The sequence below is a fragment of the Desulfocurvus sp. DL1XJH-121 genome (assembly GCF_054819825.1).
Genome location: NZ_JBTVWW010000002.1, coordinates 41,696 through 55,942, shown reverse-complemented (window position 1 = coordinate 55,942; position 14,247 = coordinate 41,696). Strand labels below are relative to the sequence as shown.

The window sequence follows — 14,247 nt, the reverse complement described above, 5'->3', positions numbered from 1 at the left end:
GCGACGAAGCAGATCGCTGTTTTGGGGCGGCCTGCCGTGCGGAGGAAACCTTCCATGACCGTGGAATCCACCACCACCAAGGTCCGCTACCGGGGCAACGGCTCGGCCACGGAGTTCCCCACGGGCTTCGCCTTCGCCCGGGACGCCCACGTGCGCGCGGTGCTGCGCAGACCGGACGTCGACGGCAACGAGGACCTGGAGCTGGCTCTGGGCGAGGACTACGCCCTGTCCGGCGCGGGCGGCGAAGGCCAGGGCACCCTGACCTATCCCCTGGATGGCGCGCCCCTGGCCGAGGGCGAAACCCTGACCATCCACCAGCACGTGCCCATGACCCAGGAGAAATCCTGGGGCAACCTGGACGTCATCGACACGGCGGAGATCGAAAAGGCCGACGACAAGCTCACGCGCATCTGCCTGCAGCTCGGCGAGGCCCTGGAGCGCTGCGTGAAGATGCCCGTTACCGCCGAGGACGACCCGGCCGACCCCGAGGAACTCCTGGCCGCCGCGTCCACGGCCCAGGCCGCCGTGGCCCGGGCCCTGGCCGCGCGGGACGAGGCCGTGGCGGCTGCCGGGTCCGTGGCCCTGCCCGCCCTGGGCGGGGCCGGAACCTTCCTCTCGGTCACGGCCGGGGGAGACGCCCTGGAATACGCGGGCGGTGCCGCCGCGCGGGCCAAGCTGTGCCTGGGCGCGGCCGCCCTGGCGGACACGGGCGCGGCGGCGGGGAACGTGCCCGTGCTGGACGCGGAGGGGCTCCTGGCCCCCGGGCTCGTCGCGGACATGCAGGGGGACGCGGGCGCGGGCGGGGCGCGCGGGCTGGTGCCCGCTCCCGCCGCCGGGGACGCGGGCAAGGCGCTCCTGGGCTCCGGGGCGTGGGGGATGATCGCGGGCGTACCCCCGGGATGCGTGGCCTGGTTCGGCGCGGACACGCCGCCCGAGGGCTGGCTGGAATGCGATGGAGCGGCCGTGTCGCGCACCACCTACGCGGACCTGTTCACGGCCATCGGCGAGGCCTTCGGCGCGGGGGACGGGTCCACGACCTTCGCCCTGCCGGACCTGCGCGGCCAGTTCGTGCGCGGCTGGGACAACGGCGCGGGAGTGGACCCGGGCCGCGCCCTGGGCGGCGCGCAAAGCGACCAGAACGCCTCGCACTCGCATTCGTACGACAAGGCGTCGTCCGACACGCTGATTTGCGATTCGTACGGAGGGTCACCCGGCAGCCATACGGCATCCATATCAAGCGCCAGCACCGGCGGCAGCGGCGGCGGCGAGGCCCGGCCCAGGAACGTGGCGCTGTTGCCCATCATCAAATACTAGGAGGCCCCCATGCTGATCTACAACTACGATGCGGACAGCGGCGAATACCTGGGAGAAGGCACGGCGCGCCCGGATCCCCTGGAAACGGCGCGCGGCGGGCAGCCCGCGTACCTGATCCCGGCGAACGCCACCGCCGGGGCCCCGCCCGAGGCCGTGGCGGGATACGCGCGCTGCTTCGTGGACGGGGCCTGGACCCAGGTGGAGGACCACCGGGGCGAGACCTACTACGGCACGGCCACGGGCCAGGCCGTGACCATCGCAGAACTGGGGGCGCTGCCCGACGGCATCACCCAGGACGCGCCCGGGACCCATCAGATATGGGACGAGGACTCCGCGACCTGGGTGGAAGACCAGGCGGTCATGGACGCCGCCGCCCTGGCGGCGATGGACGCGCAACTCGCGGCCCTGGACCTGGCCGCCGTGCGCGCCCTGCGCGCCGTGCAGGCCGCCGGGCTGGCAGGCGAAACCCCGGACGCCGGGGACGTCTCCACCCTGGCCGGGCTGGAAACCCGGGCCGTGGCCCTGCGCGCACAGCGGGCCGAACTGGCCGCGCAGGCATAGCCCCCGGCCCGAATCCCGGCCTTCCTAAGCGGCGCGGCACCTGCTATGACTGCCGCCTATGGAAAACGCCTCCAAGAGAACCGTCATCGTCGCGGAAAAGCCCTCCGTGGCCCGGGAGCTGGCCAAGGTTCTGGGCGTGCGCGGCGCGCGCGCGGACGGCTACATCGCGGACCAGCGCTACGTGGTCACCTGGGCCATCGGGCACCTGGTGAACATCGCCGAGCCCGAGGAGCAGGACCCGGCCTGGGGCGGCCGCTGGAGCCAGCAGCAGCTGCCCATGATCCCGGGGCGCTTCAAGCTCGCGGTGCTGCCATCCACCAGCAAGCAGTTCTCCATCGTCAGGGCCCTGCTCACGGCCGAGGACACGGGCGAGGTCATCAACGCCACGGACGCCGGGCGCGAGGGCGAGCTGATCTTCAGGCGCATCGCCCTCATGGCCGGGTACGACAAGCCCGTCAAACGCCTCTGGGCCAACGACATGACCGAGGAAGGCCTGAAAAAGGCCCTGGCGCGCACCGTGCCCGACGAGCAGAAGCGCGACCTGGGCCTGGCCGCCTTCGCCCGCGCCGAGGCGGACTGGCTCATCGGCATGAACTTCTCGCGCCTGTTCACCCTGAAGGACAAATCGCTGATCACCGTGGGCCGCGTGCAGACCCCGGTGCTCAAGCTGCTGGTGGACCGCCGCCGCGAGATCGAGCATTTCACGCCCCAGGACTACTGGACCGTGGAGGCCTCCCTGGCGCGCGAGGGCGAGGCCTTCGAGGCCGTGTGGCACGCGCCCGAGGAGTACAAGGACACGCGCCTGGACGCCGAGGACGAGGCCCAGGCCGTGGCCGGGGCCTGCCAAGGTCGCACGGGCAAGGTCCTGTCCGTGGAAAGCCGCAACGGCCAGCAGAAGCCGCCACTGCCCTTCGACCTGACCACCCTGCAGCGCGAGGCCAACTCGCGCTTCGGGCTCTCGGCCAAGGACACGCTGACAATCGCCCAGGCCCTGTACGAGCAGAAGAAGCTGCTGACCTACCCGCGAACCGACTCCCGCTACCTGACCAGAGAGCTGTTCAAGGAGGCGCTTACCCACCTGCGCGCGGTGTACCGCCTGTTCCCGGAGGCGGCCTCGGCCGCGGCCGAGCGCATCAAGAGCGGCAAGCACAAGTTCGACTGCGTCAACGACAAGAAGGTCTCGGACCACCACGCCATCATCCCCACGGCCCGCCAGGCGGACAAGAACGCCCTGTCCGAGGACGAGTGGAACATCTACGAGATGGTCTGCCGCCGGTTCTGCGCCGCGTTCATGGCCCCGGCCAAGTATGCCTCGTCCACGGTCTGGGCGGAAATCGAGACCCACCGCTTCAAGGCCACGGGCAAGATATTCAAGGACCACGGATGGCTGGCCGCCGAGCCCTGGCGCACGGCCAAGGACAACCCCCTGCCCAAGGTGCGCAAGGGCTCGGACGTCACCGCCGAGACCGTGGAGGCCAAGAAGCACCAGACCAAGCCCCCGGCCCACTACACGGACGCCTCGCTGCTGGCGGCCATGGAGACAGCGGGCAAGCTGGTGGACGACGAGGAGCTGCGCGAGGCCATGAAGGAGCGCGGCCTGGGCACCCCGGCCACCCGGGCCCAGACCATCGAGACGCTCATCTCGCGCAAGTACGTGGGAAAGGACAAGAAGCGCCTCATCGCCACGGATGCGGGCATGCACGCCGTGGACCTCATCGAATCCCTGCTGCCGGATCTGGTGAGCCCGCAGATGACCGGCGACTGGGAAAAGCGCCTCAAGGACATCGAGCAGGCCCAGGACACCTACGCGGCCTTCATGCGCGACATCCGCGCCCAGGTGCAGGGCGGGGTGAGCACCGTGCGCAACTGGCGGGCCTATGATCGCGACGGATTCCCGGTGGCCCCGCCCGGCGCGCCCCCCGCGCAGCAGGCCCCGCGCCCCGCGCCCCAGGCGCCTCCCCCGCCGCCGCCCAGGCCCCGGGGGCTGGACCGCGACGGATTCCCCATCGAGGCGCCCCCGGCCCAGGCCGAACAGAAGCCCGCCGCGCCCCTGCCCGCCGAACCCCTGGGGCCCTGCCCCCTGTGCGGCCGCGACGTGCTGGAGCAGCCCGAGTCGTACGACTGCGCGGGCCGCGACGACGGGTCCTGCGTGCTCTGCATCAAGAAGAAGCTCCTGGGCGGGGAACTGCCCCGGGCCCAGGCCCGGGACCTGGTGGTCAAGGGCCGGACCTTCAAACGCGGCAAGTTCAAGTCCAAGGCGGGCAAATCCTTCAACGCCTTTCTCAAACTCGACGGCACGCGCGTGGAGCCGCTGTTCGAATAGAACGCACCCCGCCCAACGCAAGGCCCCCCTTCCGAAGCTTCGGAAGGGGGGCCTTGCGTTGGGGAACCGGGGCGACTCCGCAACCTGTTGAAAAAGTCAAATTACGCAGGCCGTCCCAAAATAGCGCTTCGCTAAGATGCAAGGCGCAAGAAAAATGCAAGACCGACGCGTATCCTTATACGCGAGGGTTTGAATTTTTCGCAGCAACGAAGCAGATTGCTGTTTTGGGGCGACCTGTCAGGCCACGGCGGCCCGCTCCTCTGCCGCCTGCGGCAGCTGGAGCACGAACCTGGCGCCGCCTTCGGCCGGGGCCTCGGCCGTGATCCGGCCGTGGTGGTTGCGGGTCACGATGAAGTAGGACACGGCCAGGCCCAGGCCCGTGCCCATGGGCTTGGTGGTGAAGAAGGGCTCGAACAGCCGCTTGATGACGTCCTGGCTGAGGCCCGGACCGTTGTCCTGGACCTCCACGCGCACCATGTCCCCGTCCCGGGCCGTGCGCAGGACCAGGGTCGGTTCCAGCCCGGCGTCGGCCATCCCGGCCATGGCCTGGGCCGCGTTGCTGAACAAGTTCAGAAGCACCTGCTCCATCTCCATCTGCTCCGCCGCGATCTTCGGCAGGTCCGGCGCGTATTCGCGCACGATGCGGATGCGGCCGAAGTCGATCTTGCGGGTCGGGTCGTAGCCGCTCCCGGCCAGCTCCACGGAGCGCTCCAGGAGCCCGGCCACGTCGCAGGGCGCGAGCACCGAATCGCTCTGGCAGCTGAAGGCCAGGATGCTGTGGACGAGGCCAGCGGCGCGCTCGCCGGCGGACTGGGCCCCGGCCATGAATTTCATGATCCCCCTGCGCTCGCAATACTCCATCATGGCCGGCAGGCTGAGCCCCAGGCTCTGCGCGACCTCCCGGTTGGCGGGCAGGTCCGCGAACAGGCGGCGGCGGATGTTCTGCAACCCCTGGAGCACGCCGCCCAGGGGGTTGTTCAGTTCGTGGGCCATGCCCGCGGCCAGCCCGCCCACGGAAAGCATCTTCTCGGACTGGATCATGACTTGGCGCAGCTGTACCCGCTCGGTGACGTCGTCCACGCGGATCACCGCCCCGTCCATGCCCGCCCCCTCCAGGGGAAAGACCAGCAGGTCCACATACCGGCCATCGTGATCCCCGAGGGGCAGGCTCGTGCGCTCCAGGCTTCGGCCCTGGCGCACGGCCCGGGCCACTTCCGGCACAAGGCCGGACGGCAGCACGTCCAACTCGGGCAGGGAGCGGCCCAGGGCCTGCTCCGGCGAAAGGCCCGTGATGGACTGGGCGGCCCGGTTCCACTGGGTCACCAGGAGCTCGCGGTCCGTACCCACGATGACCGAAGGCATGGAATTGATGATGCTGTCCAGATAGTTGCGCAGGGTCCTGAGTTCGTGCTCGTACTGCTTGCGGTCGGTTATGTCCGTGTGGGTTCCCACCAGGCGCAACGCCCGGCCCTGGTCGTCCTGCCTGACGACTTCCCCCCGGGCCAGAATCCAGCGCCACTCCCCGTTCAGGGCCCGCATGCGGAACTCCATGGCGAAATGGACGAGGCGGCACGCCATGCAATCCTCGCAAGTCTTCAAGGCGTGGGCCTTGTCGTCGGGGTGCAGGTGGCTCATCCAGTCGTCCAGGGTGGTGAAGCCCGCGTTGTCCTCATAGCCGAGCATGGCCGTGTATCCGGGGCTGTAATAGACGTCGCCGGTGGCCACGTTCCAATCCCAGACCCCGTCCCGCACCGCGTCCAGAGCCCGTTGCAGGCGGTCCTGGCTGGCGGCGATTTCTTCCTGTTGGCACACGATCTTTCTGATATATCTGGATGCCAGCAAGTAAACGAGCAGGGCCGTGGCCAACACGAAGAGCCAGCCCTTCCAGACCTGGAACATGACGTAGGAATCGAGGCTTGAGACAAGCCAGCCGAGAATCTCGTCGGAAAGCAAGACCCAAAGCCCGCCGACGGTGGCGTAGATGGAAGCGGCCTTGAGGGCGGGGCTGACCCAGGGCCGGGAGGCGTGGTCCATGGTTGCGGCAGGCTCCTTGGCATCCGGATGGCAAACAGCCGCGACATTACCCCAAATCCGCCCCTGTTTTCAAGCCGAAAAAGCCCTTCCGGTTTCCTGATACGTCACCCAGACACAGCAACCCCGCACAGAACCCAACCCATCGGTTTCCTTGGAAACCAAGGCCAGAGCCCCGCCGTTTAGCCGCCGCTTAACCGCTGCGCCGGGCCAACTTGTTGGCAAAGATGGAGATGAGCCCACCAAGCATGACGTAGCCGAAGATCACCTCAAGGGTGACGAAGAAGGCGGCCAACCCGGTCTTGGGCACGATGTCCCCAAAACCCAGGGTCGTGAAGGTCACGATGCTGTAGTACAGCAAAGCCAAGAAGCCAGGAGAGCCTGCGCCGCTTTTTGTTGAGGCAAGATGGGAGGCATGAAACGCCCCTTCCCCCAGCCCCCAGTAGGCACAGCCAAAGAGAAAGGCCAGCAGTATGGACCATCCAGCCCAAATGAGAAAACCACGCCCGCAGTCGGCAAAAATAAGCCACGGGAGATAAAGGAGAAAAAAGCGCCATCTCCAAGTGCGCGGATTCCAATTCCATTCCCAAAAACGCCAGGTTTTCCATTGCAACAGGCGTTTCCAGGGCCATTTCCAGGGCCGCATATCCACGTCCCAATCCCGAAACTCCTCGATGAAATCCTGGTCCTTGGCGTGACGAAGAAACCGCTGGCTGCCATATGCCCCTTCCAAGCGAATACCTCGATATGGCCCCCTGCGATTGTATCTGACCCCAGCCACGTTACAATTTCTCAGGTCTGCACCTCGTAAGACAGTCCCCTTCAAATGGGCATCCCTCAAATCTAACCCCTCAAGATGGGCAGCCCACAAATTAGCCCCCTCCAAATGAGCCTGACCCAAGCATACCCCCTCAAGATGGGCCAGACTCAAATTTGCCTTCTCCAGATGAGCCCGCCGCAAATATGCCCCCTCCAGAAAAGTCATACTCAAATGTGATCCTTCTAGATGAGCCTCGCTCAAATCTGTTTTCTCAAGATGGGCCAGACTCAAATTTGCCTTCTCCAGGTGCGTCCCACACAAATCTGCCTCTTCCAGATAGACACCACTCAAATTTGCCCCCTCCAGATGGGCCCCCCTGAGGTCAGCGCCAACCAAGCGTGCACCGAAAAGAATGACACCGGAGAGCCAAATGCCCTGAAGGTCGGGAACAAGACAAAGGAACTGGGATGGTGTCCGCCCCTCAAAGAATTCAGGAGTGTCTTTCCTCTTCACGACCAACACAGACTCCTGGGCCTCAGGGCTCCAGATATCGAACCCGATCAAATCCGGACGAAAAGACGGGTCCTGCTTGCGCTGGTCGTAGAGCCACTCGTTCCAATGCTCGACGCCCTTGAGCAGTTCCTTGACGTGATCCGGGTTTGCCATAGACAAGCCGGTATCGCCATGGCGACCTTGGGTCAAGGGGCGAGGTGAATTATGTCCCCTACCCAGAGAAAAGGTTTAGGGGGATGGGGGTGGGAGCGCGAGGGCGGGGGAAGGGGGGCTTTTTCCAAAGCCCCCTTCCCCCGCCCTCGCATTTCCCCTTCCTACCTACCGTAGAGCCAGGCCATGTCCCGCAGGCGTTCCACGACGTCCGAGGTCAGAGCGCCCTCGCGCATGCGCCAGGTCCAGTTGCCTGCGAGGTTGCCCGGGCGGTTCATGCGCGCCTCGGGGCCCAGGCCCAGGAGGTCCTGTACCGGGACCACGGCCAGCTGCGCGGGCGAGGACATGCAGAGGCGGATCATGGACCAGTGCATGTCGTCGGTGACCAGCCGCCGCCCCAGGTAGCGGGACAGGCGGTCGCGCGTGTCCGCGTCGATCTCCTCCTGATACCAGGCCTGCACGGGGTTGTTGTCGTGGGTGCCGGTGTAGGCCACGGAATGCGGCACGATGTTGTGCGGCGCGTAGGGGTTTCGCGGCATGTCCTCGCCGAAGGCGAAGCTGAGGATCTTCATGCCCGGCAGGGCGTATTGGCGCATGATCTCGCGCACGTCCGGGGTGATGACGCCCAGGTCCTCGGCGACGATGGCCGGGGCCGGGTGCTCGGCGTGCAGGGCGTCCAGGAACGCGCGCGCCGGGGCCTCGACCCACTTGCCCTTCATGGCGGTCTTCTCTCCGGCGGGCACCTCCCAGTAGGCCACCAGCCCCCGGAAATGGTCGATGCGCAGGATGTCGAAGAGGTCCAGGTTGCGGCGAATGCGCGCCAGCCACCAGGAGAAGTCCTGGTCGCGGTGCGCGGGCCAGTCGTAGACCGGGCTCTCCCAGAGCTGGCCCGTGGCGCTGAAATAGTCCGGCGGCACGCCCGCCTGGGCCGTGGGCGCGAGGTTCCTGTCCAGCTTCCAGAGCCCGGGCCGCGCCCAGACGTCGGCGCTCTGAAGGTCCACGTAGATGGGCATGTCCCCGAACAGGGCGATGCGCCGTTTGCGGCAGTAGTCGCGCAGCGACCGCCACTGGTTGGCGAAGACCCATTGCAGGAACACGGCGCGCAGCACGGGCTCGGCCAGGTCCTGGCGCGCGCGCTCCAGGGCGTCCTCCTCGCGGCGGCGCAGGGGCTCGGGCCAGGTGTTCCAGGGCGCGCCCGCGTAGCGCTCGGAGAGCGCGGCGAACAGGGCGTAGTCCATGAGCCAGGAGGCGTTCTCGGCGCAGAACAGGCCGAAGCCCGGCTCCGAATCCGGGTCGAAGGCCGCGAAGGCCTTGTGCAGGAGCGGCGTCTTCCAGGCGGTGGCGGCCTCGAAGTCCACATGGTCCCGGGGGAAATCCGGGGGCGAGGCCACGTCCTCCGGCTCCAGCCAGCCGTCGCGCACCAGGAACCCGGGGTCCAGCAGCAGCGGGTTGCCCGCGAAGGCGCTGACGCTGTGGTAGGGGTCGTTGTGCGTGGCCAGGGACGTGGGCGTGAGCGGCAGGATCTGCCACACGCGCTGCCCGGCCCGGCACAGGGTGTCGGCGAAGCGGTAGGCCTCGGGGCCCAGGCCGCCGACGCCGTAGGGCGAGGGCAGGCTGGTGAGGTGCATGAGCACCCCGGCGGAGCGCAGGTTGAGCATGGGTCAGTCCTCCTTGCCGGGAACGGGGCCGCCGCCGGTGAGCAGCCTGCGGATGGCCCTGAGCGGCACCTCGGCCCAGGCGGGCCGGTTGCGCAGTTCCTCGTCCAGTTCGGCCACTGCGTGGTCCATGAGAAAGATGTCCAGGAGCATGCGGCACTCGTCCGGGCGCACGGGCACGATGTCCGCCTCCCCCAGGGCCCGGAAATAGGCCGTGAGGATGGCCGAGGCGCACCAGAAACGCCAGGAACGGCACCAGGAGCGCAGCTCGTCCAGGTCCTCGTCGCGGGCCAGGCCGTGCTCCCGGGCCGAGGACAGGGCCGCGAAGGACGCGTAGTGCAGGGAGCGCAGCAGCGAGGCCACGTCGCGCAGGGGCGAACGCTTGATGCGCCGCTCGGACAGGGGCCGCGAGGCGTCGCCCTCGAAGTCGATGATGGCGATGTCGCGGCCCGTGAGCAGCATCTGCTGAAGGTGGAAATCGCCGTGGGTGCGGATGCGCTTGCCCGTGAGCCGCCGTTCCAGGAGGCCCTGGAAGAAGCCCTGGGCCGGACGCTTGGCCGCGGCCACCTGCGCGCCCAGGACCAGGGCGTGCTCGGGCAGGCTGTCCAGGGACTTTTCCAGGAGCGGGAAGACCCGCCCCACCTGGCTGCGGCAGCCCTGGAACAGGGAACGCTGGTACAGGCGCGTGAAGCTCTCGGGCCGGAAATCGTCGGCCTCGGGGGACGCCGGGTCCGGCGAGGACAGGGCCAGATGCAGCCCGGCCATGCGCCCGCCGAGCAGCTCCATCTTCTCCAGGCAGGGGGCGAAATGCGCGGACACGGCCCCGGGCGGGGCCTGGCCCAGGCTTTCGGCGACGTGGCCCTCGGGCTCCGGGGGCGGGGCCGCGTCCGAGGAGCGCAGGTCCTCGAAAAAACCCTCCAGCACGTCCTGGGTGTAGGCCCAGGCGTCGCCCTCGCTGGGGATGTAGCTCTGGAGCACGGCCAGGGTGATGGGGGTCTGGCGCTCGCGGCGGTATTCGATGGCCCCCATGGTCTCGGGCACCCCCGGGAAGCCGCGCTCGTCCAGGAAGCGGCCCACCTCCAGCTCGGGGTTCAGGCCCGGCTCCAGGCGGCGGAAGAACTTCAGCGCCAGGGTCTGGCCGAAGACCACCAGGGTGTTGTTGCGCTCCACCCGCGCCGAGGGCGCGTGCAGGCTGAAGTCGTGGCGCTTGATGGCCTTGGTGAAGGCCCTGGTGCGCGAGGCCATGAGGCGGCCCTCCTCGCCCTGCATGCTGGCGCGGCAGGGCACGGCGTCCAGGATGGCGCGGCAGAAGTCGTGGTCCGCCAGGGCGTCGTAGAGCAGCCCCACCTCGCGGGGCTCGGCCAGGCGCAGCCGGGCCACGGCCGCGGCCGGGCTGTCGCGCAGGATCCGGTTGGCCTTGTCCGGCCCCGCATAGGCCAGAGGCAGCGCGTAGACCTCCTCGTCCCCGCCCACGTAGGACACGTCCACCAGGGTGATGTAGGCCCTGGGGTCCACGCCGGACACGGTGAGGGCCTCCTGCAGGCGCACGCGCTTGATGCGCCTGCCCTGGCCGTTGAACCACAGGCAGCCCACGAGATAGCGCGGCAGGGCCCCCTCCAGGGCCGAGCGCACGCCGTCGGCCAGAATGTCCTCGCGCCCGCCCGGACCGTCCAGCACGGGCAGCTCGGAGCGCCCCCGGTCTTCGACGCCCAGGGAGGCCTGCACGGGCTTGAGGATAAACCAGTAGAAGGTGTGCGGCCCCATGGTCAGGGTGTAGGGGATCAGCCCGATGAGGGGGAAGTCGCTGCGCCCGAACACCTCCACGGGCACCATGCCCGCGAACTCCGAGAGGTCCAGGTCCGCGAACTGCACGTAGCGCGAGAGGTTGGCCACCACCAGGATGTTCTCGTCCCCGAAGCTGCGCACGAAGGCCAGGATCTTGCGATTCTCCGGGGTCAGGAAACGGATGTCCCCGCGCCCGAAGGCCTTGAAGCGCTTGCGCAGGGAGATGATGCGCCGCATCCACCAGAGCAGCGAATGGGGGTTGGCCTCCTGGGCCTCCACGTTCACGGTCTGGTAGTGGTATTCGGGGTCGATGATCACCGGCAGGTAGAGCTGCTGGGGGTTGGCGTCGGAGAACCCGGCGTTCTTGTCCGTGGACCACTGCATGGGCGTGCGCACGGCGTTGCGGTCGCCGAGGTAGATGTTGTCGCCCATGCCGATCTCGTCGCCGTAGTAGAGCACGGGCGTGCCGGGCAGGGACAGGAGCAGGGCGTTCAGGAGCTCCATGGTGCGGCGGTTGTTGCCCATGAGCGGGGCGAAGCGGCGGCGGATGCCGAGGTTCACGCGCATGCGCGGGTCGCCCGCGTACACGCGATACATGTAGTCCCGCTCCTCGTCGGTGACCATCTCCAGGGTCAGCTCGTCGTGGTTGCGGAGGAACAGGGCCCACTGGCTGGTGTCCGGGATGGTCGGGGTCTGCTCCAGGATATCCAGGAGCGGGAAGCGGTCCTCCATATGCAGGGCCATGTACAGCCGGGGCATGATGGGGAAGTGGAAGGCCATGTGGCAGAGGTCGCCGTCCCCGAAATAGGCGGCCGAGTCCTCGGGCCACTGGTTGGCCTCGGCCAGGAGCATCTTGTCCTTGTGGTGCTCGTCCACGTGGGCGCGGAGCCTGCGCAGCAGGTCGTAGGTCTCGGGCAGGTTCTCGCAGTTGGTGCCCTCGCGCTCGTAGAGGTAGGGCACGGCGTCCAGGCGCAGGCCGTCCACCCCGAGCTTGAACCAGAAGTCCACCACCCGGAACATGGCCTTGACCACCTGGGGGTTGTCGAAGTTCAGATCCGGCTGGTGGGAATAGAAGCGGTGCCAGTAGTAGGCCCCGGCCACGGGGTCCCAGGTCCAGTTGGAGGACTCGTAGTCCTTGAAGATGATGCGCGCCTCCTCGTAGCGGTGCACGGTGTCGCTGAACACGTAGAAGTCGCGCAGCCTGCTGCCGGGAGGGGCGTTTCGGGCCTTCTGGAACCAGGGATGGGCGTCGGAGGTGTGGTTGAGCACCAGCTCGGTGATCACGCGCAGGCCGCGCTTGTGGGCCTCGCGCAGGAAGCGCTTGAAGTCCGCCAGGCTGCCGTAGGCCGGGTGCACCCCGGTGTAGTCGGCGGTGTCGTAGCCGTCGTCCTTGAGCGGCGAGGGGAAGAAGGGCAACAGCCAGATGGCCGTGACGCCCAGCTCCTGCAGATAGTCGAGCTTGCCGGCCAGGCCCTTGAAGTCGCCGATGCCGTCGCCGTCGGAATCGCAGAAGGCGCGCACGTGCATCTCGTAGATGATGGCGTCCTTGTACCACTGGGGGTCGTCTTTCCGAATCCGGCCGGGCTTGCGCGTCTGGGGCATGGCGGGTCTCCGTGCTGGGGCTGTGCGGCGCTCGTTGGGTTCGCGTGGGCGCGGAAGAAAGCCCTTCCGGGAGCATACCCCAAAGCCCGGAGGGAGGCAAAACCCGCCGCGCATTTGGGCCGCAGGGCGAAAACAAAGGCCCCCGGTCCGCGCGGACCGAGGGCCTGGGTCGCTTGAATGCCTCCCGTTCCTAGAGGACGGGCAGGTACTTCTTGATCTCGAACTCCGAGACATGGGTGCGGTATTCGTCCCACTCGGCCAGCTTGTTGTTCACCAGGTTGGCGTGCATGGACTCGCCCAGGGTCTCCTTCATCAGCTCCGAGGCCTCCAGCTCGCGGGCGGCGGAGTGCAGGTCCCCGGGCAGGGCCTCGATGCCGTGGGTGTCCATGTCCTTTTCCGTGAAGGCGAAGATGTTCTTCTCCACGGCCGGGGACAGCTCGTAGCCCTCCTCGATGCCCTTGAGGCCGGCGGCCAGCATGACCGCGAAGCAGAGGTAGGGGTTGGCCGCCGGGTCGGGGTTGCGCATCTCGATGCGCGTGGCGGCTTCCTTGCCGGGCTTGTACATGGGCACGCGGATGAGCGCCGAGCGGTTGCGCTGGGCCCAGGCCACGTACACCGGGGCCTCGTAGCCGGGCACCAGGCGCTTGTAGGAGTTGACCCACTGGTTGGTGACGCAGCAGAACTCCTTGGCATGCTTGAGCAGCCCGGCGATGTAGGACTTGCACTCGGCGGACAGGCTGTTGGGGTCCTTGGGGTCGAAGAAGGCGTTGCGGCCGTTGCGGAACAGGGACTGGTGCACGTGCATGCCCGAACCGTTCTCGCCGAAGATGGGCTTGGGCATGAAGGTGGCGTAGCAGCCGTGCTTGCGGGCCGTCTCCTTGACCACCACGCGGTAGGTGGTGGCGATGTCGGCCATGGCCAGGGCCTCGTCGTAGCGCAGGTCGATCTCGTGCTGGGACGGGGCCACCTCGTGGTGGGAATACTCCACCTGGATGCCCATGCGCTCCAGGGAGAAGATGATGTCGCGGCGGATGTCGTTGCCGAGATCCAGGGGCGGGGCGTCGAAGTAGCCTCCGAAGTCCAGGAGCTCGGGGCTGGCGGAGTTGGCGAAGAGGAAGAACTCCAGCTCCGGGCCCATGTAGCAGGTGTAGCCCTTCTCCGCGGCCTTGGCGATGACCTTCTTGAGCACGTAGCGGGGGTCGTTCTCGTAGGGAGAGAGGTCGGGCAGCTTGATGTCGCAGAACATGCGCGCCACCGGGCGTTCCGTGGGCCGCCAGGAGATCATCTGGAAGGTGGTGGGGTCGGGGATGGCCACCATGTCCGACTCCTCGATGCGCGTGAAGCCGAGGATGGAGGAGCCGTCGAAGCCCATGCCCTCCTCAAAGGAGGCCTCCAGCTCCTTGGGCGTGACCTGGAAGCTCTTCAGGGTGCCCAGGATGTCTATGAACCAGAACTGGATGAAGCTGACGTTGTAGTCCCGGACGGCCTTGAGCACGTCGTCCGCGTTGCGGCAATTGAAAACAGGCGATGATTCCATTGATCCCTCCGTCTGT

Annotated in this window: 8 protein-coding genes; 3 read left to right on the top strand and 5 right to left on the bottom strand. The window is 67.7% G+C overall.

The genetic code is table 11. The features are described 5' to 3' along the window. The first annotated feature begins 54 nt into the window (after positions 1-54). Genes ACYYG1_RS01765 through ACYYG1_RS01755 form a run of 3 tightly spaced genes read left to right on the top strand, consistent with a single transcriptional unit; the run spans position 55 to position 4,198 of the window. Entirely contained in the window at positions 55-1,314 is a 1,260-nt protein-coding gene (locus ACYYG1_RS01765) for a phage tail protein (RefSeq protein ID WP_461208556.1), read from the top strand. Between the two features lie 9 nt (positions 1,315-1,323). Next, positions 1,324-1,875 (top strand): hypothetical protein, encoded by a 552-nt coding sequence (locus ACYYG1_RS01760; RefSeq protein WP_461208555.1) that lies wholly within the window; start codon positions 1,324-1,326, stop codon positions 1,873-1,875. 58 nt (positions 1,876-1,933) lie between these two features. Further along, entirely contained in the window at positions 1,934-4,198 is a 2,265-nt protein-coding gene (locus tag ACYYG1_RS01755) for a type IA DNA topoisomerase (protein WP_461208554.1), read from the top strand. A gap of 237 nt (positions 4,199-4,435) precedes the next feature. Here the strand turns inward: ACYYG1_RS01755 and ACYYG1_RS01750 are convergent, their stop codons facing one another. From ACYYG1_RS01750 to ACYYG1_RS01730, 5 genes are all read right to left on the bottom strand, one after another. Then, a complete protein-coding gene (locus tag ACYYG1_RS01750) occupies positions 4,436-6,232 on the bottom strand; it encodes a PAS domain-containing sensor histidine kinase (protein WP_461208553.1) in 1,797 nt (598 codons plus the stop codon). Positions 6,233-6,422: 190 nt separating this feature from the next. Continuing rightward, positions 6,423-7,655 carry a pentapeptide repeat-containing protein gene (locus ACYYG1_RS01745; RefSeq protein ID WP_461208766.1) on the bottom strand — a complete coding sequence of 411 codons (1,233 nt, stop codon included), beginning with the start codon at positions 7,653-7,655 and terminating at the stop codon, positions 6,423-6,425. Positions 7,656-7,816: 161 nt separating this feature from the next. Next, the gene (gene malQ, locus ACYYG1_RS01740) at positions 7,817-9,310 is read right to left on the bottom strand and encodes a 4-alpha-glucanotransferase (RefSeq protein WP_461208552.1); all 1,494 of its coding nucleotides are present in this window, start codon (positions 9,308-9,310) and stop codon (positions 7,817-7,819) included. Positions 9,311-9,313: 3 nt separating this feature from the next. Beyond that, positions 9,314-12,694, bottom strand: coding sequence for a maltose alpha-D-glucosyltransferase (gene treS / locus ACYYG1_RS01735; RefSeq protein WP_461208551.1), 3,381 nt, complete (start codon positions 12,692-12,694; stop codon positions 9,314-9,316). A 190-nt stretch (positions 12,695-12,884) separates the two neighbouring features. Continuing rightward, positions 12,885-14,231 carry a glutamine synthetase family protein gene (locus tag ACYYG1_RS01730; protein ID WP_461208550.1) on the bottom strand — a complete coding sequence of 449 codons (1,347 nt, stop codon included), beginning with the start codon at positions 14,229-14,231 and terminating at the stop codon, positions 12,885-12,887. Between the last annotated feature and the right edge of the window lie 16 nt (positions 14,232-14,247).

Bases quoted from the DNA above. Each gene is read 5' to 3' on its own strand.
- ACYYG1_RS01765 (WP_461208556.1), top strand. From the start codon at position 55: ATGACCGTGGAATCCACCACCACCAAGGTCCGCTACCGGGGCAACGGC.
- ACYYG1_RS01760 (WP_461208555.1), top strand. From the start codon at position 1,324: ATGCTGATCTACAACTACGATGCGGACAGCGGCGAATACCTGGGAGAA.
- ACYYG1_RS01755 (WP_461208554.1), top strand. From the start codon at position 1,934: ATGGAAAACGCCTCCAAGAGAACCGTCATCGTCGCGGAAAAGCCCTCC.
- ACYYG1_RS01750 (WP_461208553.1), bottom strand. From the start codon at position 6,232: ATGGACCACGCCTCCCGGCCCTGGGTCAGCCCCGCCCTCAAGGCCGCT.
- ACYYG1_RS01745 (WP_461208766.1), bottom strand. From the start codon at position 7,655: ATGGCAAACCCGGATCACGTCAAGGAACTGCTCAAGGGCGTCGAGCAT.
- malQ (WP_461208552.1), bottom strand. From the start codon at position 9,310: ATGCTCAACCTGCGCTCCGCCGGGGTGCTCATGCACCTCACCAGCCTG.
- treS (WP_461208551.1), bottom strand. From the start codon at position 12,694: ATGCCCCAGACGCGCAAGCCCGGCCGGATTCGGAAAGACGACCCCCAG.
- ACYYG1_RS01730 (WP_461208550.1), bottom strand. From the start codon at position 14,231: ATGGAATCATCGCCTGTTTTCAATTGCCGCAACGCGGACGACGTGCTC.